Annotated in this window: 26 protein-coding genes; 9 read left to right on the plus strand and 17 right to left on the minus strand. The window is 60.4% G+C overall.

Annotation, left to right across the window (positions count from 1 at the left end):
- The 3 genes from AAFH49_RS15800 to AAFH49_RS15810 form a co-directional block, all read right to left on the minus strand.
- On the minus strand, positions 1–615 hold a 615-nt coding region (locus AAFH49_RS15800), incomplete at its 3' end, for a carboxypeptidase-like regulatory domain-containing protein (protein ID WP_342299685.1).
- A 295-nt stretch (positions 616–910) separates the two neighbouring features.
- Positions 911–1,342, minus strand: a complete 432-nt coding sequence (locus AAFH49_RS15805) for a hypothetical protein (protein ID WP_342299686.1) — start codon at positions 1,340–1,342, stop codon at positions 911–913.
- 80 nt (positions 1,343–1,422) lie between these two features.
- Positions 1,423–2,214, minus strand: coding sequence for a DUF547 domain-containing protein (locus tag AAFH49_RS15810; protein ID WP_342299687.1), 792 nt, complete (start codon positions 2,212–2,214; stop codon positions 1,423–1,425).
- A 383-nt stretch (positions 2,215–2,597) separates the two neighbouring features.
- On the opposite strand from AAFH49_RS15810, the gene AAFH49_RS15815 reads away from it, so the two are divergent.
- The 3 genes from AAFH49_RS15815 to AAFH49_RS15825 all read left to right on the plus strand — a co-directional run bounded on the left by AAFH49_RS15815 (position 2,598) and on the right by AAFH49_RS15825 (position 5,717).
- Positions 2,598–3,929, plus strand: coding sequence for an NAD(P)/FAD-dependent oxidoreductase (locus AAFH49_RS15815; protein WP_342299689.1), 1,332 nt, complete (start codon positions 2,598–2,600; stop codon positions 3,927–3,929).
- Between the two features lie 24 nt (positions 3,930–3,953).
- Entirely contained in the window at positions 3,954–4,184 is a 231-nt protein-coding gene (locus AAFH49_RS15820; RefSeq protein WP_342299691.1) for a hypothetical protein, read from the plus strand.
- A 174-nt stretch (positions 4,185–4,358) separates the two neighbouring features.
- Positions 4,359–5,717 carry a 4Fe-4S binding protein gene (locus tag AAFH49_RS15825; RefSeq protein WP_342299692.1) on the plus strand — a complete coding sequence of 453 codons (1,359 nt, stop codon included), beginning with the start codon at positions 4,359–4,361 and terminating at the stop codon, positions 5,715–5,717.
- A gap of 771 nt (positions 5,718–6,488) precedes the next feature.
- Here AAFH49_RS15825 and AAFH49_RS15830 read toward each other — a convergent pair.
- Positions 6,489–7,343, minus strand: a complete 855-nt coding sequence (locus AAFH49_RS15830; protein ID WP_342299694.1) for a hypothetical protein — start codon at positions 7,341–7,343, stop codon at positions 6,489–6,491.
- Positions 7,344–7,809: 466 nt separating this feature from the next.
- Here AAFH49_RS15830 and AAFH49_RS15835 point away from each other — a divergent pair, with 466 nt between their 5' ends.
- Positions 7,810–8,325: a GNAT family N-acetyltransferase gene (locus AAFH49_RS15835; protein ID WP_342299696.1), complete on the plus strand. Its 516-nt coding sequence runs from the start codon at positions 7,810–7,812 to the stop codon at positions 8,323–8,325.
- Between the two features lie 77 nt (positions 8,326–8,402).
- Here the strand turns inward: AAFH49_RS15835 and AAFH49_RS15840 are convergent, their stop codons facing one another.
- Genes AAFH49_RS15840 through AAFH49_RS15850 form a run of 3 tightly spaced genes read right to left on the minus strand, consistent with a single transcriptional unit; the run spans position 8,403 to position 10,351 of the window.
- A complete protein-coding gene (locus AAFH49_RS15840; RefSeq protein WP_342299698.1) occupies positions 8,403–9,395 on the minus strand; it encodes an alpha/beta fold hydrolase in 993 nt (330 codons plus the stop codon).
- 37 nt (positions 9,396–9,432) lie between these two features.
- On the minus strand, positions 9,433–9,888 hold the full coding sequence (locus AAFH49_RS15845; RefSeq protein ID WP_342299700.1) for an SRPBCC family protein: 456 nt from the start codon (positions 9,886–9,888) through the stop codon (positions 9,433–9,435).
- Positions 9,889–9,895: 7 nt separating this feature from the next.
- Positions 9,896–10,351, minus strand: coding sequence for a peroxiredoxin (locus AAFH49_RS15850; RefSeq protein WP_342299702.1), 456 nt, complete (start codon positions 10,349–10,351; stop codon positions 9,896–9,898).
- A 94-nt stretch (positions 10,352–10,445) separates the two neighbouring features.
- Between AAFH49_RS15850 and AAFH49_RS15855 the strand changes: the two genes are divergently transcribed.
- The 3 genes from AAFH49_RS15855 (at position 10,446) to AAFH49_RS15865 (ending at position 14,158) form a co-directional block, all read left to right on the plus strand.
- A complete protein-coding gene (locus AAFH49_RS15855) occupies positions 10,446–11,144 on the plus strand; it encodes a glycosyltransferase family 2 protein (RefSeq protein WP_342299703.1) in 699 nt (232 codons plus the stop codon).
- A gap of 178 nt (positions 11,145–11,322) precedes the next feature.
- Entirely contained in the window at positions 11,323–12,780 is a 1,458-nt protein-coding gene (locus AAFH49_RS15860; RefSeq protein WP_342299704.1) for a cellulose synthase family protein, read from the plus strand.
- A gap of 16 nt (positions 12,781–12,796) precedes the next feature.
- Positions 12,797–14,158 (plus strand): MptA/MptB family glycosyltransferase, encoded by a 1,362-nt coding sequence (locus AAFH49_RS15865; RefSeq protein ID WP_342299705.1) that lies wholly within the window; start codon positions 12,797–12,799, stop codon positions 14,156–14,158.
- 150 nt (positions 14,159–14,308) lie between these two features.
- Here the strand turns inward: AAFH49_RS15865 and AAFH49_RS15870 are convergent, their stop codons facing one another.
- From AAFH49_RS15870 to AAFH49_RS15905, 8 genes are all read right to left on the minus strand, one after another.
- On the minus strand, positions 14,309–15,202 hold the full coding sequence (locus AAFH49_RS15870; RefSeq protein ID WP_342299706.1) for a hypothetical protein: 894 nt from the start codon (positions 15,200–15,202) through the stop codon (positions 14,309–14,311).
- A 96-nt stretch (positions 15,203–15,298) separates the two neighbouring features.
- Entirely contained in the window at positions 15,299–15,949 is a 651-nt protein-coding gene (locus tag AAFH49_RS15875; protein WP_342299708.1) for a TIGR04282 family arsenosugar biosynthesis glycosyltransferase, read from the minus strand.
- Positions 15,942–16,379, minus strand: coding sequence for a rhodanese-like domain-containing protein (locus AAFH49_RS15880; RefSeq protein WP_342299709.1), 438 nt, complete (start codon positions 16,377–16,379; stop codon positions 15,942–15,944). Before AAFH49_RS15880 ends, AAFH49_RS15875 begins: the two co-directional genes overlap by 8 nt.
- Positions 16,380–16,505: 126 nt before the next feature.
- Positions 16,506–17,555, minus strand: a complete 1,050-nt coding sequence (gene arsS, locus AAFH49_RS15885) for an arsenosugar biosynthesis radical SAM (seleno)protein ArsS (protein ID WP_342299710.1) — start codon at positions 17,553–17,555, stop codon at positions 16,506–16,508.
- Between the two features lie 26 nt (positions 17,556–17,581).
- Positions 17,582–17,920 carry an arsenosugar biosynthesis-associated peroxidase-like protein gene (locus AAFH49_RS15890; protein ID WP_342299711.1) on the minus strand — a complete coding sequence of 113 codons (339 nt, stop codon included), beginning with the start codon at positions 17,918–17,920 and terminating at the stop codon, positions 17,582–17,584.
- A 44-nt stretch (positions 17,921–17,964) separates the two neighbouring features.
- The gene (locus AAFH49_RS15895; protein WP_342299713.1) at positions 17,965–18,504 is read right to left on the minus strand and encodes a heme NO-binding domain-containing protein; all 540 of its coding nucleotides are present in this window, start codon (positions 18,502–18,504) and stop codon (positions 17,965–17,967) included.
- Positions 18,505–18,637: 133 nt separating this feature from the next.
- On the minus strand, positions 18,638–19,549 hold the full coding sequence (locus AAFH49_RS15900; protein WP_342299714.1) for an anti-sigma factor: 912 nt from the start codon (positions 19,547–19,549) through the stop codon (positions 18,638–18,640).
- Positions 19,550–19,556: 7 nt separating this feature from the next.
- The gene (locus AAFH49_RS15905) at positions 19,557–20,117 is read right to left on the minus strand and encodes an RNA polymerase sigma factor (RefSeq protein WP_342299716.1); all 561 of its coding nucleotides are present in this window, start codon (positions 20,115–20,117) and stop codon (positions 19,557–19,559) included.
- Between the two features lie 273 nt (positions 20,118–20,390).
- Here AAFH49_RS15905 and AAFH49_RS15910 point away from each other — a divergent pair, with 273 nt between their 5' ends.
- Complete coding sequence (locus AAFH49_RS15910) at positions 20,391–21,785, plus strand: NAD-dependent succinate-semialdehyde dehydrogenase (RefSeq protein WP_342299718.1); 1,395 nt, start codon at positions 20,391–20,393, stop codon at positions 21,783–21,785.
- 71 nt (positions 21,786–21,856) lie between these two features.
- On the opposite strand, the gene AAFH49_RS15915 is transcribed toward AAFH49_RS15910, so the two are convergent.
- Together AAFH49_RS15915 and AAFH49_RS15920 are read right to left on the minus strand one after the other, a co-directional pair.
- On the minus strand, positions 21,857–22,615 hold the full coding sequence (locus AAFH49_RS15915; RefSeq protein ID WP_342299720.1) for a YdcF family protein: 759 nt from the start codon (positions 22,613–22,615) through the stop codon (positions 21,857–21,859).
- A gap of 88 nt (positions 22,616–22,703) precedes the next feature.
- On the minus strand, positions 22,704–24,455 hold the full coding sequence (locus AAFH49_RS15920) for a DUF885 domain-containing protein (protein ID WP_342299722.1): 1,752 nt from the start codon (positions 24,453–24,455) through the stop codon (positions 22,704–22,706).
- Between the two features lie 236 nt (positions 24,456–24,691).
- On the opposite strand from AAFH49_RS15920, the gene aspA reads away from it, so the two are divergent.
- Positions 24,692–26,098, plus strand: coding sequence for an aspartate ammonia-lyase (gene aspA, locus AAFH49_RS15925; RefSeq protein WP_342299724.1), 1,407 nt, complete (start codon positions 24,692–24,694; stop codon positions 26,096–26,098).
- Positions 26,099–26,126 lie beyond the last annotated feature (28 nt).

The raw sequence follows: 26,126 nt of genomic DNA on the forward strand, positions 1-26,126 counted from the left end.
GCCGTAGCCGTAGATGAGGGTGTTGTCGCCGCTGGGTACTTCCATGGTGTAGTTGCCATTGGCGTCGGTGCTGGTGCCTTTGCTGCTGCCTTTTAGCAGCACGGTGGCACCTACCAGCGGCCGGCCGTTCTCGTCTTCAATCTTGCCCGACATGGTAACGGTAGTCGGGGCGGCGGGCTCGGGAGCAGCCACGGGTGCGGGCGCCGGAGCGGCCTCTACCGGGGCTGCCGCCGCTGCTACGACCGGGGCAGCTGCAGGCGTGGCAGTGGGGACAGTAGCGGTGGGTTTTGCTACCGTTTTGGTGGTGGTTTTGGTGGTGGTTTCTTCTTCGGCAGCAGCCGGGGCGGCTTTGAGGCCGGCGGCAATGCTATCGGCCGAGGTGGGCGCGGTGGCCGTCACGGCCGCATCGTCAAGCATAAAGCTGGGCGTCACCGATGCCAGGCCGGTACCGCCGCCTTTGGGCAGGGCCACGTAGGCCAGCACCAGCGCCAGAATCACGCCCACCAGAATGTAGGTCAGCTTGTTGTTGCCCCCCGATACAACATCCTCATCCTGAGCATCCAGGTTCGGATTGTAAGGCTCGTTTTCAACCTTGGGTAGATTTTCTGAATTCATCGTTAAAAAAGTAATGGGTGGGTTAATGCTTGCGCGGGATTTATTTATTGGCCAAAAGCCACCTATCCAAATAGGCTGCGCAAGTTAAGCGTTTGCAGCGTTATCTGCCGCAGCTAACCTTTTTTTGATTAGATAAATTGAAGTCGTTGCCCCAATGCCCTTATCTACCGTTCAGCTTGGCCCTAGCACATTGGTGGCTAGCGCATAATAAAACCGGGCCGGAGCCGCCGGACCATAGTCGCAGCAGGCTCCGGCCCGGCCGGTCAATTATCGCATTCAGAATGCCGGTAGCGCCTTATTCGCTGCCCGGCGCTTCGCCGTCGTTGGAGGGCTTGGCGGGGCCGCTGGGAGCTTTTTCGCCAAACTCCTGCTCCCGCGTGCGCAGGTTGTGGTCCAGCTCGAAGCTGCCTTCGGCCTCGAAACCGGGACCTTGGGCCTGCTCGCCAGCGTTAGTGTGGTCGTTGCCGCCCTGGGGGCTGGTTTCGGAACCGCCGATGTGCAGGTTTTCGAGCTGGTCCTTCTGGTTATTGCGCTGGGTGTAGCCATTGGCACCCACGTTGCGGGCGGCGGTGGGGTCGTTGCTGGCTTTGCCGTTGCTCTGGTCCTGCTGGTATTCTTTTTCCTTTTCCAGCTTTTCGTTTTTCGGAAACTGCTGATTTTCGGTGGTATCGGCGTTTTCGCCTTCGTTGGGGTCGGTACTGTTGCCGTTGCTATTATCGGGAATCATACGCGTGGGAAGTCTGAGGATGAAGTGTCTCCCGGCTTACGCAGGCCCCGGCAATGCGTTGCATGACGCCCGGCCGACGCTTATTTGCTGGCCATGATTTCGGAATCGGTGCGCTTCTGGTCGTTCAGGCTCCAGTTGTAGGGGTAATATTCAACCGTGTACCAGGTGGGAATGCGGTCATTTTTGCGGAACTGGTTGACGTACATCACGCCCGTTTTGCCGCTGGTGCTGAAATCACTCTCGTACCACTGAAAGATTTCGGGCAGCCGCACAATTTTCTTCGCGTCGTCAACCTTTACATAGCTCGGGTCGAGCAAAGCAAACCGGGCCTGGTTGTTCAGCTGCGCAAACAGGTCCTTGCCCACGTAGGCGACGCGGTTCAGGCGGGGGCAGCTGTTGGTGCCGCACACCAGGGCAAAATGCAGGCGCGGGTCGTCGTAAATTTTGCGGAGCTTGTCGGTTTCAATCTGGTCGAGGGTGAGCAACTCACGGCCCACGCGCATCCGCACCCGGTTGAAAAAGCCGGGCATGTCCTGCAACGACGTGAGCGGATAATTTTTAATTATTTCGCCGATAACCAGTACGTTGTACGCATTCAGATAAAAAGCATATTGGTCGACTGCTCCGGCCTTCGCCAGGTCGAAATCGCCGATGTTGCTCAGTAGCGCGTCCAGCATTTCGGGGTTGCGTTGCAGGGTTTCGTAGCTCACCTTGCCTTCCTTGTTCACAAATTTTTGCAGGAAAGCCGTGGTCTGCGCGGTGATGGACGCGGCCGTGAGCGGCGCAACTTCACCGGCCATAGCGGTGCCACCCAACATCAGGCTCAGCAACAGTAAAGCCCAAAACTTTCCGAAGGCGTAGCAGAATTTCATAAAGTAAGTAGTTTAGCAAGTGTTCGAAGACTCGAAACTTACTACCGGACCGGAGCATCAGATTTACACTTTTTCGATTTTCCCATTTTGAGAAAACCTGGCATTCCAGTTTCCAGCATTCCGTAACGAATTGTGGGTTGAGGACCTTTCTATTCCAAAAAATAGTCTGTCATTTCCGTATTCAGCGGTTCGATTAATGCGGTTCCTCGACTGTCATCCGCATTTTTCGCCGGTGGAATACGAGACGGCATTAGAATTATTCTGCGGCTGCCGGTGATGGTGCGTAGCCCGCGGCGGCCTGGCGCGGCGGAAGCGGCGGGGCCGCCGCCCACCCGGCCCACCTTGTCGCTACATTTGAGGCCAGAATATTTTCCTCCCGGCCCATGCACCTCGTCATCCTCGGCAACGGCATTACCGGCGTGACGTGCGCCCTGACCGTGCGCCGGCTGCGCCCCGAGGCCCGCATCACGCTGGTATCGAGCGAAAGCGCCCACCACTACTCCCGCACCGCGCTGATGTACGTGTACATGGGCCACTTGCGGGCGCAGGACATCAAGCCCTACGCCGACTGGTTCTGGGCAGAAAACCGGCTGGCCTTGGTGCACGCCACCGCCACCGCCCTCAACACCGCCGAAAACCTGCTCGTCCTCGACAACGGCACCACCCTCGCCTACGACCAGCTGCTGCTGGCCACTGGTTCCGAAAGCAAACTCTTTGGCTGGCCCGGCCAGCACCTGGCCGGCGTGCAGGGCCTCTACGGTCTGCCCGATTTGGAAGCCATGACCCGCGACACCCACGGCATCGGCCGGGGCGTGGTGGTGGGCGGCGGCCTCATCGGCGTAGAGCTGGCCGAGATGCTGCACACCCGCGGCATCGAGCCCTTAGTGCTCGTGCGCGAGGCCCGCTACTGGGCCTCGGTGCTGCCGCCCGAGGAGGCTAACCTGGTGGACCGCCAGTTCCAGGAAAACCACGTTGCGGTGCGCTACGGCACCGAGCTGCGCGAGATTCTGGGCGATGCGGACGGCCGCGTGCGCGCCGTGGTGACCACAGCCGGCGAGGAAATTGCCTGCCAGTGGGTGGGCCTGGCCACCGGCGTCACGCCCAACCTCACGCTGGCCAACACCTCGAACGTGGAAACTGCCCAGGGCATTCTGGTTGATGAATTCTTGCGGACCAACGTACCCAACGTCTTCGCGGCCGGCGACTGTGCCCAGCACCGCCAGCCCGGCACGGGCGAAGTGCCCATCGAGCAGCTCTGGTACACCGGCCGGATGCAGGGCGAAACCGTGGCCCACACCATCTGCGGGCAGCCCATGCACTACCGACGCGGCATCTGGTTCAACTCGGCCAAGTTCTTCAACCTTGAATACCAGACCTACGGCCAGGCCCCGGCTGGCCCCACGCCCGGCCTCACCAGCTTTTACTGGGAGCACCCGAATAGTCGAACGGCGGTGCGGGTGTATTTCCAAAGCGAAGCCCCGCACGCCGTGGTGGGTTTCAACGCGCTGGGCCTGCGCCTGCGCCACGCCGTGTGCGAGCAGTGGATTGCGCAGCGCACGCCCGTAGCCACGGTCATGAGCCATTTAGGTGCGGCCAATTTCGACCCAGAGTTTTTTCCGCAGCACGAAAAAGCCATCGTGGCCGACTTCAACCGACAGTTTCCCGGGCAATCCGTAGCGCTGAAGCAGCGCAAGGGACTTTTTGCACGTCTGTAGCCTTCGTCACTCAACTTTTTTTCTGTGGATTTCTCCAAGCTATACCGTCCCTCGGCCCTCAACAGCTTCCAGTTCATCGCCCTCACGGGCCTGCTGATGAGCGCCGGCGCACACCTGATTCTGCACTTCTTCGTGGGCCGTCTGCCGGCGGGCTTCAATTGGCTTTATGTATGCTGGTCAGGATTCTACATCGTGGGCACGCTCATCAACCTCTTCGGTAAACCCGATGAACCGCACCATCATCACCACCATTAGGAAGGATTGATGGCAATTGATAGTCGTTTTTTAAGTCGCCCGTCATGCTGAGCGGAGTCGAAGCATCTCTACCGCGCAACTAATCCCAATCGTAGATGATATAGTACTGCGGTAGAGATGCTTCGACTCCGCTCAGCATGTCCGTCTCTCTATCGTATCATCCTGTTACACTGCATGACGCCCACCCTCACCCCGCCCCTGCCCGCGACTTCTCCCGCCGAAAAGCTCACGCTGGCCGTGGTGGCCGGCGGCCTGCTAGCGCTGCTCCTGGCCTTGGCCGATGCTGACCCCAGCCGCCGCAACACTTGGTTTTGGCTGGCCGTAGGGCTGGTGAGTGCCGGCACGCTGGCCTGGAGCTGGCTGAAATTTGGCCGGCACCCATCTGGCGTGCAGCAGGACAACCTCTGGCTGCGGGCCAGCACCGGGCGCGGGGCCGTGGCTTGGGTCACGGGCCTGGTGCTCACGGGTTTCTATGTGGTGCTGTACTGGTTTAGCAACGACGATGGCCAGGGCAATTTCGGCCTGCTCAACAACCTGATTCACCCGCTCGACGGCCTCAGCCAGGCGCTGCGCGCCCGGCCGGCCGACCAATGGTTTCTCTACGGCACCTTCTACACGCTGGCCGTGCTGCTGATGGGCAGCCGGGCGCTGTGGAAATACCGGCACTCGCGTTACCAGGTTATCCGCACCGTTTCGGTGATGTTTTTCCAACTGGGTTTCTCGTTTTTGATTCCAGGGCTGCTCCAGTTTTTTCAGCAGCCGGAGTTTTATTTCAGCTACTTCTGGCCGTTGAAGTACGACTACCTGTTTCCCGGCACGGTTACCTCGCTGCTGCAAAAGGGCGGCCTGGGCGTGTTCATGGTGTTCTGGGGCGCGGTGATGTCGCTGGTGGCCACGCCGGTGCTCACCTACTTCTACGGCAAGCGCTGGTACTGCTCGTGGGTGTGCGGCTGCGGCGGCCTGGCCGAAACCGCCGGCGACCCCTACCGCCACCTCTCCGACAAAAGCCGCGCTGCCTGGCGCTGGGAAGTCCGCATCATCTACCCTGTGCTGGGGCTGATAATTGCCATCACGGCCCTGCTGTGGGTGCATTTTGCCACCGGCAGCAACCTATTGGGCGAAGCTGGCAACGTGGCCGCCAAGTGGTACGGCTTTGCCATCGGCTCAGTGTTTTCCGGGGTGATTGGGGTGGGGTTCTACCCCATCATGGGCTCGCGGGTGTGGTGCCGCTTCGGCTGCCCCATGGCGGCCTACCTGGGCCTGCTGCAAAAGCACTTCTCCCGCTTCCGCATCAGCACCAATGGGGCGCAGTGCATCTCGTGCGGCAACTGCTCCAACGTGTGCGAAATGGGCATCGACGTGCAGCAGTACGCCCAGCGCGGTGCGCCCATCGTCCGGGCCTCGTGCGTGGGCTGCGGCATGTGCAGCACCGCCTGCCCCCGCGGCGTGCTCAACCTGGAGAATGGCCCGCGCGAGGGTCGGTACCAAGCGTCGCCACTGATTCACGCAGATTCGCTTCGAATATTGAGTTAGCTGATTCAGAATAGGAAAGAATAGAGCTTGCCAAGCCTGAAGGCGTGGTGTGCACGAAACTCGTGACTTAGCGAGGTTTCCTGAATTTTGATTGGTGAACGAGTTTCTTAAACTCTCCGCGCACGCGCATTAGATTGACCTGCGAACCGCCTGGCATCAGGCATGTATTCACATAAAAGTGGGGCTGCGTTACGGTGTTCGTTGCGCTCGCGGTGCAGTCCCAACGGGGGCGAAATCATCACGTCGATAGAGGGAAAACACAGACCTGCCAGGTATACTTGCCACCAATTAATTAAATTATAGTTATATTTAATCTTTACACCTTACAAAACAGCTCATGCAAACGCTCCCCTTTTATAATCGGTTGACGCCCCACCTGGGTAGCGTGGCCGTTTGGCACGACAACGAGGCCTGCCAGCTGGGTCATAGCATTGCCTTGGAGGACCGCCATCCGGGCCAGGACCACCTGCGCGCCCATTGCAAAATATGCGTGCAACTGAACCAGCCTATCGTGCTGGCCCACTCCAGCCGAGGTGCTTATTCCGATGTTTTGGCCGGAATCATCGAATCGGGGACCGCAGCTAGGCGCGCAGGGATAAAATAGGCCTTCGGAGAGGGTCCGAATAACAAAAGGAGGGATTTTTTTCTATCCTCCAGCCATTCCCTGGCCCCCAACCGAGTGGCAGTGCATCTCTCCACCACTGGCATTGCTCACCCACTGAAGGCTCCGTCAATGCGCCCCCTGACGGCTGCCGGTCGGACGGGGCGGCCTCAGAAGTCGAATGGGTCGTGGCTGGCGAGCAGGTCTACGCTGAGCACCAGGCCCAGCCAGAGCCGGCCGTGGTAAATCCAGTTACTGGCTTCCGGGCCAATGGCAAAATCGGCACCTAAGGCAAAGCCCACGTTGGCGCGGTTCACGCCGATGACCAGGTAGCCGCCGGGCGAGAGAATGGGCACTTCGCGGATGTAGTGGATGCGGTGCTTGACATTGTTTTTGTCGTTGTTCAATTCCTCGGTGCCGACGGTGAGAAAGGCGCCCGGCACCAGGGAAAACTGCGAAATCTTCCGGCTGAGAAACTGCCCTGTGGGCCGGTAGTAGAGGTTTTGGTAGGTGTGGAAGGAGTTTTTCCACCCCCAGGAAATGCCCACGTCGAAGCCGCCACCAGCGCGCGAGCCGAGCGTATCGCCCACGCCCGGGCGCAGCTTGACCGGAACGGTAATGGCCTGAAAGATGGGGTAGGATTCGAAGAAGTGGAGCTTCTGCCCGGCGTAGTACCGCGGGCCTCCCCCCCGCGCCCCCCTGCCCGGCGACGCGAAGAAGCATTGCCGGACGGCCGTATCGGCCCCGACCCCGGTCGGCAGCAGCGTAATGGCAACGGTTTGCTCGGTCAGGCTCATCTGGGCCAGCGTGCGGCGGGGCAGCACGAGGGCGGTTGGTTGTCCCGTCGGGGTGGGCGCGGCGCGGTACAGCGTCTGGCCCCGGGGCAGGTACACAGTGCTGGTTTTGCGGGTGTTCACGCAGGCGCTCAGCAGCGCCAGGCCCAGCAGCACCAGCGGGAACGCCGACCAGCGGAAAGGCCCTGCGAGCGGTGATGACCAAACGGCGGGGGCACGGAGCTGGACCATATGAGTCTAGGTGGCAACAGCAGTTGATGGCATTTATATTAAATATATTATAAATATATTTACAATACTAGCACGAGGACGCGGACCGTTGGTTACCGGTCGCCAGGGGGTTGTCTGATACACACCCACTGCTGCGCATGATTGGCTCAGAAAGCCCCCCCTTGCTGGCCCCGGTCAGAGGAAAGGGCCTAATTGGCGCTAGAGGGAGTCAGAAAGTGGGACTACCTGCGAGGTACTTGTAGCCCCACTTTCTGACTCCCTCTAGCGTCCCTATCAACGCTGCTCTTGTTTTTGGTCCACCAATTACTGGCTCCGCGACACGCCCTTAAAACAGGAGGACGTTTGCTGGGGATTTGTTCGCCGAACAACTGAACGCGTCACTCCCTGACACCGCGGCGGCAATTGGTATCCAGAAAAACTGCCTGACTAGCAAAAGGAGGATATTACCTTCGCTCAAAATACTGCAATGATTAAGCTAGCACGCATGCAGCCGGAAGAAGGCGCCTGTTTTTACCCCTGGATTAGCGACCCCGAAGTCATTCACTATTCGCTGTCCGCTTTCCAAGGCCTGAAGACGCCGGCGCAGATTGACCACTGGTTCGCGGCGACCTTACAGGATGAGAAGAGCATCAACCTCGGCATTTACCTGCAAGAGACCAATGCGTTGATTGGCTACGCGGGCCTCTCGAACCTTTCGACCACCAACCAGTCGGGCGAATATTTCATCCTGATTGGGGAGAAAGCCTACTGGGGGAAAGGGGTGGGCACGGCGGTGACGAAACAGGTACTAACACTGGGCTTTACCGTGCATCGGTTCAATCGCATTATGCTCACGGTTTCCGAATCGAATCTGGGCGGCATAAAAGCCTATACCAAAGCCGGCTTTGTGGTTGAGGGGCGCCTGAGAGCGGCCTGCTGTCGCAACGGCCTGTTCCATGATAAAATCGTGATGTCTGTCCTAAAGGCAGAATGGCAGCAGTAAAAGGTGCTGGTGGACCACGAAAAGGGTCGTTTAAGCATAAGTCAAGTACTGCTAATGAAACTTCACAGTACTTAGCCCTACCCCAAAAACCCCAGCAGCGCCTTGTAAAACTGCGCCGGAGCCTCCAGATGCGGGATGTGGCCCACGTTCGGAATCTCTACCAGTTTCGCCCCTTTGATTTGGGCGGCGGTGCGGCGGCCCAGCGCCGGGTACTGGCCCATTTGGGCCAGGGTTTTGGGGTCTTTTATGAGGCCTTTGCCCACCACCGTGCGGTCGGCCTGACCGATGATGAGGAGCGTGGGCACCTTAATTCGGTTGAATTCGTAGCTCACCGGCTGCTGGTAAATCATGTCGAAGGTGAGGGCGTTGGCGCGGGCTACTTTGGCGAAATCGGGGCTTTTGGTTTGGGCGGCCAGGGGCAGCAGCCATTGGTCGTGGGCCGCCGGATAGCCGTTGGGATAATAGGTCGCGTGGTACTTGCGGATGCTGGCTTCGGTGCTTTTCAGCTCGGTGGCTTCGGCCTGGTCCACGGTCTGGAAGGGCACGCCCACGCGGTAATCTTCCAGGCCGATGGGGTTTTCGAGCACCAGCTTTTCGGTGGTTTCGGGGTAAAGCAGAGCGAAGCGGGTGGCCAGCATCCCGCCCATGCTGTGGCCCACGATGACGGCCTGCTTCACGCCCAGCGTATCGAGCAAACGCCTGGTATTGCGCGCCAGCTGATGAAACGAGTAGTGGATATCGGCCTTATCTGACTTGCCAAAACCAATTTGGTCAGGCACCACCACCCGGAAACCCGCGCCGGCCAGCGTCTTAATCGTCTCGCGCCAGTAGGCCCCGAAGAAGTTTTTGCCGTGCAGCAGCACCACGGTGCGGCCGTTGGATTTGGCAGTCGGCGGCACATCCATGTAGGCCATGCGCAGGGCCTGGCCTTCCAGCTTCAGCGGCAAGTAATGGACCGGAAACGGGTACTCGTAGCCATCGAGCGTGGCGTTGAGCGGCGAGGTCTGGGCCGGCGCGGCAGTGGCGGCAAGTAGCAGGGGCAGCAACAGCAGCAGCAGGAAACGGGGCATCTGGGAAGCAATTGGTGAGTTTGCTTCTACGAAGAACTTAGCGCCTTTGCTCAAGCTGCTGTTTCAACATCGCATTGCGCGCCTGCAAAAACTGAGTCAGATAACGTTTCAGGAATAGCTTATCAAACCACTGCCCAACGAACCCCAACGGGCTGCTGAATTCAAAAACGTCGCGCACACGAGTGCCGCCCGGCACGGCATCGAAATAATGGTCGTGCCGCAAGGTTCGAAAAGCTCCTCGCACCAGCTCATCCCGAAAATAGTGCGGCGGCGAGGCCGCCGTAATCCGCACGGTCAGGCGCTGGCGGATGCCTAGGTGGCGCGCTTCCCAGGTCACTACGTCACCGAGTTTCAGCTGCCCATCGGCGGGGCCGGCTATCACTCGCTCCCCCGTTTGGTGGGTAGAGGCAAGATGCGCCTCCACGTTCAGAGCCAGCGCATAGCAAGCTTCAGGCGGCGCTTGCACTATCATTTCCAACTCAATGCGTGCCATTGGCTGCTTACGCGGGCAGTCCTTCCAGCACTTTTTTGGCGTTGCTCACATGGTCCGTGGCCCCGCTCAACGAGTTGAAGATGTACTGAATAATTCCGTTTTTATCAATCACGAACGTGACGCGGCCGGGCAGCAGGCCCAGTAGGGCGCGGGGTACTTCATAGAGCTTGCGGACTTTCCCGTCGGTGTCGGCCAACAGCTCGAAGGGCAGGCGGTGCTTCTGGGTGAATTTCTGGTGCGAGGCTTCGCTGTCGGAGCTGATGCCAATTACTTCGGCCCCGAGGTCCTTGAAATCCTCGTACTGGTCGCGGAACGAGCAGGCTTCGGCGGTGCAGCCGGGGGTGTCGTCTTTGGGGTAGAAATACAGCACCAAGTGCCGGCCGCGCTGGTCGGCCAGGCGGAAGGTTTCGCCGGTAGTGGTGGTGAGGGTGAAATCGGGAGCGGGCTGGCCTACCTGGAGCATATAACTGAAGATTGAAATAGGGCCGCAAGGTAGCGGCACGGTGCGGCTTTACGGCGGCGGCGGCATCTTTGTGTTTCGTTAGTTATTCTGCTTCATGCCCCAGCCCCGCGTCAGCGTCATCATTCCCGCCCACAACGAGGCCGGGGCCATTGCCCTGGTGCTGGCCGAAATTCCGGCCGGACTGGCCCAGGAAATCATCGTGGTCGATAACAACTCGACCGACAACACGGCCGAAATCGCCCGGGCCAGCGGGGCCACCGTGCTGCGCGAGCCGCGCCCCGGCTACGGCTACGCCTGCCTGGCGGGCATGGCCTACGCCTTCGGCCGGCCGCAATCCGAATGGCCCGACCTCGTCGTATTTCTCGACGGCGACCACTCCGATTTCCCCGAACAAATGCCCGAACTACTGGCCCCGCTTCTGCGCGGGGAGGCCGACCTGGTCATCGGCTCCCGCGCCCTGGGCGTGCGCGAAAAAGGCTCCCTCCTGCCCCAGCAGCGGTTTGGCAACTGGCTGGCTGCCCGTCTACTAAACATCCGCTACGGTGGCACCGTCACCGATTTGGGGCCCTTTCGGGCCGTCACGACTCCGGCCCTGCTGCGCATCGGCATGGAAGACAAAACCTACGGCTGGACCGTGGAAATGCAGGTGAAAGCCGCCCGCCTAGGCCTGCGTACCGTGGAAGTGCCCGTGCGCTACCGCAAGCGCATCGGCACGAGCAAGGTGTCGGGCACGGTGCGCGGCACCCTCGGGGCGGGCTACAAGATTCTGTGGACGATTTTTAAGTACTGGTAATATTTCCCGTCATCTTTCACTGTCATCCTGAGCTTGCGAAGGACCTTATCACGGCTGCCTTGTTTGAGCGTACCGCAAACTCTTCATCAACGATAAGGTCCTTCGCAAGCTCAGGATGACAGGAGGCCACAACAGGCCGTTTTTTCGCATTGTTACAAAAATTGATTTTCCATATCTAATGGCGGTACTGCCCATTTTGCTGGTGGTGCTGTACGGCCTGTGCCTGCTGTTTATCCTGGGGTTCAGTGCGGGGCAATGGCAGCTTACGCGGCTGGCGCTGCGCGCCTACGCCAAGGGGCTGCCCCCGCCCCCACCCGCACCCGCCAAATGGCCCCGCGTGCTGGTGCAGCTGCCGCTTTACAATGAGCAAAACGTGGTGGAGCGCATCATCGATGCCGCCGCCGCCCTCGACTACCCCACTGACTTACTTCATATCCAAGTCCTCGACGACTCGACCGATGCCACCGTGGCGCTGGCGGAGGCCCGCGTGGCCTACCACGCCGCCCGGGGCCTGCGCATCAGCCACGTGTGCCGGCCCAACCGCGAGGGCTACAAAGCCGGTGCACTCCGCTACGGGCTCGAAGAAAACGCCGATGAGTTCGTCGCCATTTTTGATGCGGATTTTGTGCCCGACCCGGATTTCCTGCGGCGCACTATCCCCTACTTTTTGCAGGATAAGCAGGTGGGCGTGGTGCAAACCCGCTGGGGGCATCTTAATGAGGACGAGTCGCTGCTCACGCGCCTACAGGCATTCGGGCTGAACGCACACTTTCTTATAGAGCAAGTGGGGCGCACGTCGGCGGGCTTTTTCATCAATTTCAACGGCACGGGCGGCTTGTGGCGGCGTGCCTGCATCGACGATGCCGGCGGCTGGCACACCGACACCCTCACCGAAGACCTCGACCTGAGCTACCGCGCCCAGCTGCGCGGCTGGCGCTTCGTCTACCGTCCTGAAATAGTGGCCCCCGCCGAACTGCCCGCCGTGATGGATGCCCTCAAATCGCAGCAGTTCCGCTGGACCAAGGGCGCGGCCGAAACCGCCCACAAGCACCTGGGCAACATGTGGCGCTCCGAGCAGCCGCTCCCCGTGAAGCTCCAAGCCACCTTCCATCTGCTGAATAGCTCGGTGTACATCGTCATCATGCTTATGGCTTTGCTGAGCGTGCCGCTGGTATTTGTGCGGGCGCACTACCACGAGTACAAGGCGGTGTTTCAGCTGGCGTCAGTGTTTCTGATTGGGTTTACGCCGCTGATTTACTACTACTACACCGCCTGGCGGCTGGCCCATCCGGACAAGCCGCTGTGGCGCTACCCGGGCTTTTTCCTGCTGTTTTTGTCGGTTTCGATGGGCCTGACCCTGCACAATGCGCGGGCCGTGATTCTCGGCTGGCTGGGGCGGCGCACGCCGTTTGTGCGCACGCCCAAGGCCGGCACCGGCAGCCCTGCCCGCAAGCGGCGCTACCGCACCGGCGGCGTGGGCTGGCTGGTCATTTTGGAGGGCGTACTCGCGGCTTACTTTGCATTTGGCCTCGTGGCCGGCATTTACTTAGACGATTTCGGACTGCTGCCGTTCCACTCACTGCTGACCATTGGCTTCGCGGCCATTTGCTACTTTTCCATCCGCGACAACAGCTAAACAATATCTGAACCCCTTGTCTCTCAAGCTGCCTTCCATTTCTCAGGTTGTGGCGCTGCTGCTGTCCGGCGCGGCGTATGCGGGGCTGGCATTTGCCACGCCGAGGGCTGATTTTGGCCAGTTAGCCGGCCTGTTTGCGGTGGCGCTGGGAGCATATGTGTGGCTGCTGCACAGCCGCTTGCCGCTGCGCTGGGGCCTTGGCGCGGCGCTGGCGTTCCGGCTGCTGTGGCTGCCGGCTACCCCGGCTTTTTCCGACGATATTTTCCGCTTCCGCTGGGATGGTCTGCTGGTGGCGCACGGTGTCAACCCCTTCCAGCTTCGGCCCGATGAAATCATTGCCGACGGCGCCCGCACCGCCCTGCCCGATGCCGCCGTACGCAACGCCGTGCTGCCCGAGTTTCAGCAGCTGTACCGACAGCTCAATTCGCCGCATTACTACTCGGTGTATCCGCCGGTGTGCCAGGCGGTATTCGGCGGCGCGGCCCGCCTATTTCCCACTTCTGAGCGTGGCTTCATTACCTGCCTGCGCCTAGTAATTCTGGCGGCCGAAGCCGGCACGACCTGGCTCCTGCTGGCGTTGCTGGCCGAAATGAACTGGCCCCGGGCGCGGGCGCTGCGCTACCTATTGCACCCGCTTGTTATCGTCGAACTCACCGGCAACCTGCATTTTGAAGCCTTGGCCCTGTGCTTCCTGCTACTAGCCATCTGGCTGCTGAGTAGGCAGCAATGGGCCAAATCAGCGGGGGCGCTGGCGCTGGGCGTGGCGGCCAAAATACTGCCGCTGCTGGTGCTGCCGCTGCTGGTGCGGCGGCTGGGCTGGCGACGGTTTCTGGCGTATGCGGGCGTGGTGGCGGGCACGCTGCTGGTGCTGTTCAGTCCGTTTTTGTCGGTGGCGCTGTTCGTCAACATCAGCCGTAGTTTGAACCTTTATTTCCGCAGCTTCGAGTTCAATGCCAGCATTTACTACGTGCTTCGGGCCATCGGCTATCGGCTCACCACCTACAATGAAATTGCCCGCATCGGGCCGGCGCTGGCGCTCACCAGTGGTCTGCTTGGGCTGGGACTGGCGTGGCGCGAGCGCCGCCTCACTACGGCATCCCTAGCCCAGACGCTGCTGCTGATGCTCACCGCGTATTATGCCCTGGCCACCACCGTGCACCCGTGGTATCTCACGCTGCTCATTGGGCTGGGGGTGCTGTCGCGGTTCCGCTTTCCGCTGGTGTGGGGCGGGCTGGCGGTGCTTTCCTACGCCACTTACCAGACCAGTGCCTACACTGAGAATCTGTGGCTGGTGGCGCTGGAGTATGGGGTTGTTTTTGGGGTTTTGGCTTGGGAACTGACGCTGTATTCGCGCAGCAGTGAAGTGGCAACTGAATAATAGAGAACGGTCATGCAGAGCGTAGTCGAAGCATCTCTACCGCAGTACCATTTCCTCCATTTGGGGTTAGTTGTGCGATAGAGATGCTTCGACTACGCTCTGCATGACCGTTTCTGTCGCATGCCCTAATACATTCTACTTAAATACACTCTACTTAGGCCAATACGCGTAGCGGCGCGTCGATTTCAGGCGCAGGGTGCGGCCGTCCCAGGTAGTTTGGCGGAGCAGGATGTTGGGGTAATTTTTGGCGAACCAATACACGTTTTCCTTGCCGGGGGCCAGCGTCACGGCCACGCGCCAGGCGGGCTCGGGGGCATCGGCGGCCGGGGCTTCGGCGGTGGTGAGGTGGGCTTGGTAGTAGACCGGCGGCGTGACTTTGTTGGTCTGCTGCAAGTCCAGTACCACCAGTTGGAAGCTGGGCTTCTGGTCGAATTTTAGGGCGCGGAGCGTGTACGGTAGCGCATCTTCGAGGAAGATGTCGCGGCGCAGGTCGCGGCTGTTATCGCCCTGGCCGTCCCAGTAGGAATGATACCACATTTCGAAGTTCACCCCATCATCGATGATGGATTTGAAGGTATTGCCGCACCATTCCTGCGACGAGGACGACATCTTGAACAGCGATACCGGCTGGTCGCGCCGGAAAAACAGCGACGTGAGGTAGTGATACGGGTACTCATCGGCCGGAATGCTGCAGAACTGGTTGATTTTCATCACTGGAAACAGGTCATCCCGCTTGTAATCGTCCGTTTTCACGTTGAACTGCTGGTTGAACTCTTCCTTCACCGTAATCTGCGTGTATTCAAACGTGCGCTTCTTCTTATAAATCACCCGCTCGGCGTCGTAGGTCGCCACTTCGGCCAAGCCATCTTCCCAGAGCTTGCGCATGGCCCAGTTCTGGTCGAAATAAGGCATAACGGCTTGCAAGGCCTGGGCCGAAACCGGCGTGCGGGCTTTTACCGGTTTGTCCTCGGCGGGATGGCAGCTGCCCACGAGCAGGCCTACCAGCAGCGTAGGCATCAACAGGCGCAGCGGAAAGCAACTCATAACAACGGGCGGGATTTGGAAGAGCGAATATAGGAGTCGCATGCTACGGATGAGCCTAAAAGCAGCACAAGCAAAAACCGCAGGGCAAAAACCGCGCTAATTCACGCGCTCAGCCCGCCACGCGGCCAGGTCGGCGGCATCGTCCACATCGCGCAACGTGGGCAGTAAGGCTACGCGCAGGCCCAGACCAGCGGCATCAGCAAGGGTATCAGACAGAACCGAATCGGTGCTCCAGGTTTTGTTCTGGAACAACTCGGGCTGGGGCTGGCGTAGGCCGAGGAGATAGTAGCCGCCATCGGTGGCCGGCCCCAGCACCAAGTCGTTGGTTTCGAGCAGCGCAAAGGCCTGGTTAAGATGCGTGTCGTTCAGCCCCGGGCAGTCGGTCCCGATGATGGCTACCCGGCCCGCTCCCGTTTCAAATGCTACTGCAAAGGCCGTTGCCATGCGCGCGCCGAGGTCGCCTTCGGTCTGGCATTTGGCGTGGTGGGTGGCCCATTCGTGGGCTTCGGCAGCGGTAGGCTCCGCGCCGGCGGCATCGGCCAGCCAGATAGTAGCCGGTACGCCCGCAGCCACCACGGCGGCATTGGTAATGGCCAGCAACTCGTGATAAACCGCCAAGGCGGCGGGCTCTCCCACCCCGGCTGCCAGCCGGCTTTTTACCCGGCCCAAGGCTGGCACGCGGGCAAATACCAGCAGATGAGCATCACTCTTCGATTGAGCGGCGCGGGCCGCAAGGTCTTCATTCATAAACTTTTCGTCCCCGCTTCAGCCAAGGACTCCAGAACGGGGAATATGGGTGCACGTTGGTGGTGGGACCGGTGGAATCTACCACGGGGTGGCCCTCATTCACCCACTCAAACAGCCCGCCATACAGGTTGCGCACGTTGCGGAAACCCAGCGCGTGGAGTCGCTCGCCCAGCCGCTCGCTCCGCACGCCCACCGAGCAGTACACCACCACGGGCTGGCTGCGGTCGAGGCCGGCAAACGGCGCGGTGGCGATGGAATCGAAGGGCACAAATTGGGCTCCGCGCAGGTGGCTCACGCGGTATTCGGCGGGTGTGCGCACGTCGAGCAACAGCGGCGGGGCGGGCGCGGCCAGTTCCTGCGCCAATGCGGCCGCCGGTACCGTGGGCACGGTATTGCGGTACAGGGTGCGCAGCAGTTGCTTATAGAGCATACTGGAAGAAGCGGCTTCGTCGGTTGCCCCGCTCCCACACGCGCTCAAGGCCAATAATCCGGCAATCAGGCTGATGAGAACAAGACGAAACCAATTCATGGAGAATTTTTTAAATCCGGCTTACCGCTAAGCCGTGGCCCCGCCGCAGCTAGAGCCCGCGCCGGCAGTGCAGCCGTAGCAGTGCTGGTTGATAACGATGCTGCGGTTTTGCAGGGCATCAAGGTTGAAATCGCGGATGTGGCGAGTGCTACTGGCGGCTACCGGCAGGTCCAGCATCTGGTTGAAATCGCAGTCGTAGAGCAGGCCGTCCCAACCCACCGAGATGGTGCTGCGGCACATCACATTGGCGGCGGCCACGGGGTTGTAGGCCTGCACCAGCTTGTCCATGTAGCCGTCGTAGTTACCGCTTTCAATTAAATAATCGAGGAAGCGACTGACCGGCAAATTGGTAATAGCCAACAGGTTATTGAAGCTAACGCCGTGGTCGCGGGTGAGGCGCTGCTTGAACTCGCGCTCCAGGCTGGCCTGGTTGCCAGGCAGAAACGCGCCCGACGGATTGTACACCAAATCCAGGTTCAGGCCCGAGCCTTCCACCCCGTAGCCCACGGCGTTTAGCATGTGCAGGGCGCGCATCGAACGGTCGAACACGCCTTCGCCGCGCTGGGCATCGGTGCGGCCAGCCGCGAAGTGCGGCAGCGACGACACCACCTGCACACCATGCTTGGCGAAGAATTCCGGCAGGTCGTTATACTTCTTATTGGCTACGATGATAGTGAGGTTGCAGCGCACGATAACCTGCCGGCCAAGGGCCGAAATACCCTCCACGAACCAGCGGAAATCGGGGTTCATCTCGGGCGCGCCACCGGTGAGGTCCACCACCTGGATGTCGGTTTGCGCCAGCGCATCCAGGCACTGCTGCATAGTTTCGCGGGTCATGATTTCGGTGCGGTCGGGGCCGGCATCCACGTGGCAATGCTTGCACACCTGGTTGCACATTTTGCCCACGTTCACCTGCAGCACCTTCATTTCGGTGGGGCGCAGCGGCAGCAGGCCGGTTTCGCGCAGTTTGGCCCCGAAGGCGGGAAAGCGCGCCCCCGCCGTCTGCGCCGGGTTGAGGACATCGAGTTGATAGTTGGAATCAGCCAGCGCGTGGTGCTGGGCGTGGAGAGATTTCATGAACTTGATTTACAGTAATCTCCGACTTACATCGACAGCTCTTTGGCCTTGTTCATCATCATGGTGGCATGCACCAGCGTGGCCCCGCCCTTAATGGCAGCGCCAACGTGCACGGCTTCCATCATCTGGGCCTCGTCGGCACCTTTCTGGAGCGAGTCGGCGGTGTAGGCATCGATGCAGTACGGGCACTGCACTACGTGAGCTACAGCTAAGGCAATCAGCGACTTCTCGCGCTCTGTCAGGGCACCTTCCTTGAAGACCTCGCCGTAATAATCAAAAAACTTGCGGCCCATTTCGGGCTGCCATTCCGAGATTTTTCCAAATTTGGCCAGGTCGGCGGGGTTGTAATAAGAAGCGTCGCTCATGGTTGAAAAAATGAATTGAAACAGATAAATCAGGAAAAGATAAGCTAGCGCCGACGCACGTGAATCCGCACCCGTTCGCCGTCTTCGGTGGTGGTGGGCATCACGTCGATGCGGTCGGCTTCGTCGTAGTAAGCGGCCACGCCGCGCACGATGCCCACCGCCAGCCCACCCATACGGCGCGGCGACACGTAGTCAATCATCAGCTCATTGGGACCGAGGCGGCTGACTTCGAGCACGGGCGGCGAGTTCTCGCTGTGCTCCTGCCGCACCTGCTTGTGCATGGTTAGTTCGGTGTTTTCCAGCATATCCAGCGTTTTCCACTCGGGCTTGAGCAGGCGCTGATACATGTACATAAGGTCAGGCACCAGGTATTCACCAAACTTCTCGTGCAGCTCGCCGGCCGACAGGCCGGTCATCTCGGCCGCATGGCCCACGAGGGCATAAATGTGCTCGTCGGGGTACACGGTTTTGTGGTCGAATTCTACTTTGTCGAGGCCCGACAGTTCCATTAGCTTCACCCAGGTGCTGTGGTCGTACTGGGTTTGCACGTAGCGTTTTAGGAGTGTCAGAATGGTGCCGTGCATGATTTAAAGAAGATTTTTCGTTTGATAAACAATACCGCCTGCCAGCCCAAACGGCCAACAGGCGGCAATGTTTATTTTCGGTCAAACCAAATACAACTGATTTTCACGGGCTAAACCATTAATTGTGGAGGGGCTAAATATTGCCTACCACCGTCATTGTGCTCAGCGTGGGACCTACGCTGCCACCGGCGGGTTCCACGGTCATGGCAAAAGTTTGAGCGCTGGCAATGTCCTTCATGTGCTGGAGGCCTTCGCCGGTGGCCGTGGCCACGGTGAGCACACCGGCATCAATCGGCTTGCCTTTATCGAGAGCCCAGAGCTGGTACTGCTTGTCGGCGGGCAGAGGCGGCAGGCTGCGCACGTCCACGTACACCTTGTGGGTGGCGGGGTTGAACAGCACACGGGCGTGGGCCGTGGGGGCGGTTTTTGTACCGGCCAAAGCCACGGCGCGGAACTCATCGTTGCGCAGCACTTCGTTTTCCTGTTGCAGCGCGCCGAGTTTCTTCTCCACTACCTGCGAGGTGGTGGCGAAGCGGGACTGCTCGTTTTGCAAAGCCACCAGCTCCGAGCTGGCGCTTTTCCAGTTCGAATACAGCAGCATATTGCCGCCCAAACTCAGCAGCAAGGCTACCGAGGCGGCAATGGCCCAGCCCGAGCGGCTGGCCGGCACCTCCACGGGCGCGGACGACATGGGGCGTACTACGGCTTCAGTGGGGGTGGCAACGGGCTGCGGGGCGCTGGCGGCGGGGCGGCTGGTGGTCTGGGCTACGGCATCCACGTCGGCGCGGAGGCTGGTGTTGGCGGAGGAGCCCGAGATTTGGGCTAGTACGTTGTTCAACACCCGCTCGCGCATGGCGGCGGGGGGCGTGATGGCGTGGGCTTCGGCGTAGAAACCCAACGCTGCCTGAACCTGCTCCAGCTCGGCCCGGATTTCGGGGTGGCTGGCGGCCTGGGCTTCCACGGCCGCCTGCTCAGCGGCCGAGAGCTCGCCGAGAGCATATTGCTCCAGGATGCCCGATTCTATATAGTCTTGGAAGTTTTCCACGGTTGGTTCAGCGAATAAGTTTGCTTAGGACTTTGATAGCGGTGCGGGCGCGGGTTTTCACCGTCCCCAAAGGGATGTTGAGCTCCTCGGCCACCTCACTTTGGGTGAAGCCCTCGAAATAGAGCATGTCGATAATCTGGCGCTGCTCGGGAATAAGTTTCTGGGTAATTTCCTGCAAGCCAATGTGCTCGGGGCGGAATGACGTAGGCGCGGCTTGGCGCTGCGCCGTCAGACTGTCGTCCAACCCCGTTGTTTTGCTACCTACGCGGTGCTGCCGTGAGCGGATTTTATCGATGCTCAGATTGCGGCAAATGTTCAGCACCCAGGTGAATAGCCGGCCCTTGGTGGGGTCGTAGCTGGCGAAAGCATTCCAGATTTTCACCAGTGCCTCCTGCAACACGTCCTCGGCCTCGTCCTCGGCTTTCACGATGCGAAAGATGACGCCGTAGAGCGCGGCCGAATACCGGTCGTAAAACAGCGTCATGGCCGATTCGTCGCGGGCCTGGAGGCGCCGGACCAGGTCCTCCTCGGCGGCGGGTGGTAGGGAAATTAACGGATTATCGGACACGGGAGTGACTGAAAGTGAGTAATAAAGCGGAAAGGCGGGGCCTTGCGAAGCGCACGAAAATACGGTGTGCCGCGCAATTGCCCGTATACGGTCTTTTGCGGGCCGCAACCGAAGCCGGAAGCTGCACCTTGCGGCCCGGCTGTCGCCACAACACCCGGCGGGGCTATGATGTTGACCAGCTACTTACCGACTGTACCAAGTGGCCGATTTTTGCCGCTGCTCTGCGCCCTGCTTTCCCCTTAATTTTTCTTCCTCTCGATTTACTTTTTCGCAATGCCCATCGAGTCCTACAACCCCTACACCGGCCGCGTGCTGCGCCGCTTCTCCCCTTTCAGCTGGGCCAAAACCGAGCGTATTCTGGGCCAGGCGCACCGGGCGGCGGCCACCTGGCCCACCACCACGTTTGCCCACCGCGCCGGGGTGCTGCGCCGGGCCGCCGCCCTGCTGCGCGAGCGGCAGGACGAATTGGCCCGCCTCATGGCCCTGGAAATGGGCAAGCCCATTACCGACGGTCGCGCCGAGGCCGTGAAATGTGCCACCTGCTGCGACTACTACGCCGACCACGCCGAGGAATTTCTCAGCGATGAACTCATCAAAACCGATGCCGGCCGCAGCTTCATCAGCTACCAGCCTTTGGGCGTGGTGCTGGCCGTGATGCCGTGGAATTTCCCCTTCTGGCAGGTAGTGCGCTTTGCCGCGCCGGCCCTCATGGCCGGCAATGTGGGCCTGCTTAAGCACGCCTCCAACGTGCCGCAGTGCGCCCTGGCGCTGGAACAGATTTTTCACGATGCGGGCCTGCCGCCGGCCTGCTTCCGCACGCTGCTCATCGGGTCCGACTTGGTGGAAAAGCTCATTGCCGATGACCGGCTGCGGGCCGTGACGCTCACGGGCAGCGAAGGCGCGGGCGCGGCCGTGGCCGCCGCCGCCGGGCAGCACATCAAGAAAACCGTGCTGGAGCTGGGCGGTTCCGACCCATTCATTGTATTGGCCGATGCCGACGTGGCGCTGGCCGCCAAAACCGCCGCCCAAAGTCGCATGATAAACAGCGGCCAGAGCTGCATCGCCGCCAAGCGCTTCATAGTGGAAAAGCCGGTGCTGAAGGAATTCATCGGCCACCTAAAAACCCACCTCCTAGCCCTGCGCCCCGGCGACCCGCTCGACCCGGCCACCCAATACGGCCCCCTCGCCCGCCCCGACCTGGCCGACGAGCTCAGCCAACAAGTGAATGATTCGGTGGCCCAGGGCGCGAAAGTGGAACTCTTCGGCGGGCAGGCCAAGCCCGGCACCGCCCTCTTCCGCCCCATGATTCTGTCGAATATCAAGCCCGGCCAGCGCGCTTACTCCGAAGAATTATTTGGCCCGGTAGCGTTGGTGCTCGAAGCTAAAAACGCCGATGATGCCGTGCGCCTCGCCAACGATTCGCGCTTCGGCCTAGGTGCGGCCGTGTGGACCTCGGACCCGAAAAAAGGCGAAGCCATGGCCCGCCAGATTGAAAGCGGTGCCGTGTTCGTGAATGGGTTGGTGAAATCGATGTCCGAAATGCCCTTTGGCGGGGTAAAGAAGTCAGGCTACGGGCGCGAGCTTTCTTATCTGGGCATCCGCGAGTTCGTCAATCAGAAGTCGATTTGGATTGGTAAGGAAGTGGCGACGGTGGCGAAAACGGAGTAGGGTGCGGGGCTTGCCCCCGCCCGCCGTTGAGCAATGGTAGTTCAACGGCGGGCGGGGGCAAGCCCCGCACCCTACAAATAACCTAACACTTTGTACGTCAACCAGCCTGTCACCTCGTGTACCAGCAGGCTGAAATTGACCATTGCCTCCGCACTAGGCACCAGCCAAGAATCAGGCGAGAGGCGGCGGTCGGCGCTGCGGTAGCCAGCTGGAAAGCTGATGGGGTGCAGTCCAACTTTGGCGAAGCAGCCCATGGCCCGCCGCTGATGGAAGGCCGAGGTGACGAGGATGAGCGTGTCCTGCTCGGGTGTGAGCAACTGCTTGGTGAAAAGCGCGTTTTCGCGGGTGTTGCGGCTTTTTTCTTCGCGGATGATGGCTGAGTTGGGCACACCCGCCAAGCGCAGCAGTGTCGTCAGGTCGTCGGCTTCGGTGTGGGCCTTGGCCTGCACCGCGCCTGAGCCGCCCGACACGATAATACGGCGCACCCGCCCGGCCCGGTACAGCCACAGCGCACTCGTGAGGCGGTCGGCCCCGGGGCCGAGGTACACCCGGTCGTGCGGCGATTTATTGACGTTGGTGATGCCCGTGAGCAGCACGGCGGCATCGGCGTGGCGGGGCAGGGTGGCCAGGGCTACGGGCGGCTGCTCCCAGGCCAGCAGCAGCTCGTTTACCAGAAACGGGTTGGTACTAAGCAGCGTGAGCGCCAGCGCGGCCAGCAGCCAGCGGCGCTGGCGCGGCGGCCGGGCTACGAGCGCCACAATCAGAAAAACTACCAGCCACACGGTGGGCAGCAGCACAAAGTCGAGAACCTTCGAGAGCAGAAAAAACACGCCCAAAGGTAGCGCCGGCTACCCTTGGGCGGACACGAAGCCGCGCAGGCGATTAAACTCAGCGCGCACTTCGGCTTTCAGGTTCGGCTTATTTGCGCAGCATCAACTCCCGAATGTATTTCACCGGGGCGCTGCCGTAGCTGAGGAAGTTTTCGTGAAAAGCTTTCAGGTCGAAGGCTTTGCCTTCCTTCTGCTTCAGCTCCTCGCGCAGGGCATAAATCTCGGTGTAGCCGGTGAAGTAGCTGCTGAGCTGCACCTGACTTAGGGTGGCGCGCAGCCACTTGCCCCGCGCCTCGGCTTCTTCCTGGAAGCCCTCGCGGCGCAGCATGGCCACTACATCGGCCTCGCTCATGTTTTCGGCCTGAATGGCGTGGTCAATGACAGCGTTTAGGGTCGAGCGCATGTTCCACTTGTCCCACATTAGCCACATTTCGTCGGAGTTGTTGCCATAGCCGCTTTCCAGCATCATGCGCTCCGAATACACGGCCCAGCCCTCTACCATGGCCCCATTGCCAAAAATGCTTTTCACCAGCGAAGGTGAGCGGTTGGCGTACACGAGCTGCGTGTAGTGGCCCGGAATGGCTTCGTGGATGTTGAGAATCTGGAGGGTGTAGTCGTTGTATTCGCGCAGGTAGCTTTCGGCTTGGGCGGGCGTCCACTCGGCGGGCAGCGGCTCCACGTTGTAGTAGGTGTTCGCACCTTTATCGTAGGGGCCGGGGGCCGATACGCTGGCTCCTGCCCCACTGCCGCGCATGTAGAGCGGAGTTTCGCGCACTACCAGCGGCTTGCTGGGGTCCTGGGTTAATAGTTTGTGCTCGTTGACGAAGGCCACCAGCGTCGGAATCTGGCGCTTCACGGCGTCCACAAAACTGTCGCGCGGGGCGTGCTTCAACGTCAACTGGTTGATGACGGCCGTAATCAGGGCCAGGGTATCGGCCGGGGCTTTCTGGCCGGGGAAGTATTTGGGATAGAGCCGCGCGGCGCGGTGGCCCATGTCGTGCAGCAGCTCGGCCTTGTGCTTGAGGGCCTGCTGGTAGATTTCGGCGGCTGTGAAGCGCGACTGAATATCGTAGGCAAATTTCTGGTCGAACAGCTCCTTGCCGATGCGGAACGAGCGGAACTGGCCTTTCGTCAGCACGTCGTTTTTGAGGAAATCCATGTAGCCCTGCACGGCCGTGCGGGCGGCGGCCACGCGGTCAGTCAGGGTCTTTTTCTCCGCTTCACTCAGGCCCGATTTGCGCACCGAATCGGCCAGTGCGGAGCCAAAGACCTCCAGTCCGCCCGCGTTCTGTTTGATGCCCAGTTCCGTGTGCTCCTTCGTCGGGTTACTGATGTTGGCCCGGGCGGCGGCGTAGAACTCGGCGGCGTGGCTGATTTTGTCGGAGATGTTGCGCAGGCGGCGGTCGAGCCGGAAGTGGCGGCCGTTGAGCAAATCACCCACCGAGGCCCCAAGGTTGTAGCTGGCCGGGTTCCACTGCCAGGTTTTGAGGGTGTCGGCGTACCAGCGCTCGGCCCGCAGTTCGTTGCGCAGCAGGCGCAGGTCAATCTGGTTATTGGGCGAGAGACTGTCGAGGGCGAATTTGCCGAGCGCGGCCAGATTATTTTGGGCGAACGCGTCATCGGCCTGGCGTTGGGCGGCGTTGGGAATCAGCAGCAGCGAGTCGTATTTGTGGTAGCCCATGCTGGAGGCGTAGTCCGGGTTTTGCCGCCACAGGGCTTCAATGAACTTGGTTTTGAAGGCATCGAAACGGGCATCAGGGCCGGTGGTGGTGGCGGTTTTGTCGGCGTGAGAGCAACTGGCGAGGGCCAGGGCCAGCAAGGGCAGGTAACGGAATTTCATGGGTTGTATTTGGCGGTTGAAAACCTCCGTCATGCAGAGCGCAGCGAAGCATCTTTACCTCAATAGTAATTAATACCGCTGCAACGAAGCAGTAAAGATGCTTCGCTACGCTCGGCATGACGTGCGACAAACCTACACACACGCAAAAACCCGCCACGTTGCAAAGCGCCGCCGTAGGTTTGTCCCACCATTCGGCCATTCCGTACAAGCCCCATCTTCCCACCCAAAAATTCCCCATGCCCACTTCCCGCATCGAACACGATTTCCTCGGCGAACGCAGCCTGCCCGACACCGCCTACTACGGCATCCAAACCCTGCGTGCGCTCGAAAATTTTGATATCACCGGCATTCCCATCAAGAATGAGCCGCTCTTCGTGCAGGCCCTCGCCTACGTGAAAAAAGGCGCGGCCCTGGCCAACAAAGAGCTCGGCGTGCTGCCCGCCAACATCGCCGACGCTATTGCCGCCGCCTGCGACCGCGTGGCCGCCGGCGAGTTTGATAACCAGTTTCTCACCGACATGATACAAGGCGGCGCGGGCACGTCGGTGAATATGAACGCCAACGAAGTCATCGCCAACGTAGCCCTCGAAATCATGGGACACGCCAAGGGCGACTACCAGTATTGCCACCCCAACAACCACGTCAACTGCTCGCAAAGCACCAACGACGCCTACCCCACCGCCTTCCGCATCGCGCTCAACAATAAGCTAGTAGGCTATCGCGAAACCCTTGGCGCGCTGGCCGATGCCTTCGCCCAGAAGGGCGAGGAATTCCGCGACATCCTCAAAATGGGCCGTACACAGCTCCAGGATGCCGTGCCGATGAGCATGGGCGACGAGTTCCGCGCCTTCGCCACCAACCTGCGCGAGGAACTGCTGCGCATCGACGACTCGCGCCGGCTGATTGATGAAATCAACATGGGTGCCACGGCCATCGGCTCGCGCATCAACGCGCCTACCGGCTACCCCGAACTCGTGACCGAGCACCTGCGCACCATCACCGGCCTCAACCTAAGCCTGGCCGGCGACTTGTTCGAAGCCACTTACGACACGGGCGCTTACGTGCAGCTCTCCGGCGTGCTGAAACGCACGGCCGTGAAACTCTCCAAAATCTGCAACGACTTGCGCCTGCTCTCCAGCGGTCCGCGCACGGGCATTAACGAAATTAACCTGCCGCCCTTGCAGCCGGGCTCCAGCATCATGCCCGGCAAGGTGAACCCCGTTGTGCCCGAAGTAGTGAACCAGACGGCATTCTACGTCATCGGGGCTGACCTCACGGTGACGATGGCGGCCGAAGCCGGCCAGCTGCAGCTTAATGTGATGGAGCCGGTTATCAGCTTCGCGCTGTTCACTTCGATTTCCTACATGACCAACGCCTGCCGCACCCTGCGCGAAAAGTGCGTGGTGGGCATCACGGCCAACAAGGAGCACGCCGAAAGCCTCGTGCGCAACAGCATTGGCATTGTCACGCAGCTCAACCCGGTTATCGGCTACGAAGCCTCGGCCGATATTGCTAAGGAAGCCCTGAAAACCGGCAAGTCCGTCCACGACATTGCCGTGACCGAGCGCGGCTTGCTGACGCAGGAGAAATGGGATGAGATTTTCACGTTTGAAAATCTGATTCGGCCGGTGTTTATGAAGTAGAGTCGCATACTTGCGTCTCGTCATTGAA

This window comes from Hymenobacter segetis (assembly GCF_038448715.1).
Classification (GTDB): Bacteria; Bacteroidota; Bacteroidia; order Cytophagales; family Hymenobacteraceae; genus Hymenobacter; species Hymenobacter segetis.

Excerpts from the sequence above, each read along its gene's own strand:
- AAFH49_RS15845 (WP_342299700.1), bottom strand. The coding sequence starts at position 9,888 with ATGGCACGCATTGAGTTGGAAATGATAGTGCAAGCGCCGCCTGAAGCT.
- AAFH49_RS15890 (WP_342299711.1), bottom strand. The coding sequence starts at position 17,920 with ATGAGCGACGCTTCTTATTACAACCCCGCCGACCTGGCCAAATTTGGA.
- AAFH49_RS15875 (WP_342299708.1), bottom strand. The coding sequence starts at position 15,949 with ATGAATGAAGACCTTGCGGCCCGCGCCGCTCAATCGAAGAGTGATGCT.
- arsS (WP_342299710.1), bottom strand. The coding sequence starts at position 17,555 with ATGAAATCTCTCCACGCCCAGCACCACGCGCTGGCTGATTCCAACTAT.
- AAFH49_RS15810 (WP_342299687.1), bottom strand. The coding sequence starts at position 2,214 with ATGAAATTCTGCTACGCCTTCGGAAAGTTTTGGGCTTTACTGTTGCTG.
- AAFH49_RS15815 (WP_342299689.1), top strand. The coding sequence starts at position 2,598 with ATGCACCTCGTCATCCTCGGCAACGGCATTACCGGCGTGACGTGCGCC.
- AAFH49_RS15895 (WP_342299713.1), bottom strand. The coding sequence starts at position 18,504 with ATGCACGGCACCATTCTGACACTCCTAAAACGCTACGTGCAAACCCAG.
- AAFH49_RS15835 (WP_342299696.1), top strand. The coding sequence starts at position 7,810 with ATGATTAAGCTAGCACGCATGCAGCCGGAAGAAGGCGCCTGTTTTTAC.
- AAFH49_RS15805 (WP_342299686.1), bottom strand. The coding sequence starts at position 1,342 with ATGATTCCCGATAATAGCAACGGCAACAGTACCGACCCCAACGAAGGC.
- AAFH49_RS15825 (WP_342299692.1), top strand. The coding sequence starts at position 4,359 with ATGACGCCCACCCTCACCCCGCCCCTGCCCGCGACTTCTCCCGCCGAA.
- AAFH49_RS15920 (WP_342299722.1), bottom strand. The coding sequence starts at position 24,455 with ATGAAATTCCGTTACCTGCCCTTGCTGGCCCTGGCCCTCGCCAGTTGC.
- aspA (WP_342299724.1), top strand. The coding sequence starts at position 24,692 with ATGCCCACTTCCCGCATCGAACACGATTTCCTCGGCGAACGCAGCCTG.
- AAFH49_RS15830 (WP_342299694.1), bottom strand. The coding sequence starts at position 7,343 with ATGGTCCAGCTCCGTGCCCCCGCCGTTTGGTCATCACCGCTCGCAGGG.
- AAFH49_RS15870 (WP_342299706.1), bottom strand. The coding sequence starts at position 15,202 with ATGAGTTGCTTTCCGCTGCGCCTGTTGATGCCTACGCTGCTGGTAGGC.
- AAFH49_RS15840 (WP_342299698.1), bottom strand. The coding sequence starts at position 9,395 with ATGCCCCGTTTCCTGCTGCTGCTGTTGCTGCCCCTGCTACTTGCCGCC.
- AAFH49_RS15880 (WP_342299709.1), bottom strand. The coding sequence starts at position 16,379 with ATGCTCTATAAGCAACTGCTGCGCACCCTGTACCGCAATACCGTGCCC.
- AAFH49_RS15855 (WP_342299703.1), top strand. The coding sequence starts at position 10,446 with ATGCCCCAGCCCCGCGTCAGCGTCATCATTCCCGCCCACAACGAGGCC.
- AAFH49_RS15910 (WP_342299718.1), top strand. The coding sequence starts at position 20,391 with ATGCCCATCGAGTCCTACAACCCCTACACCGGCCGCGTGCTGCGCCGC.
- AAFH49_RS15850 (WP_342299702.1), bottom strand. The coding sequence starts at position 10,351 with ATGCTCCAGGTAGGCCAGCCCGCTCCCGATTTCACCCTCACCACCACT.
- AAFH49_RS15860 (WP_342299704.1), top strand. The coding sequence starts at position 11,323 with ATGGCGGTACTGCCCATTTTGCTGGTGGTGCTGTACGGCCTGTGCCTG.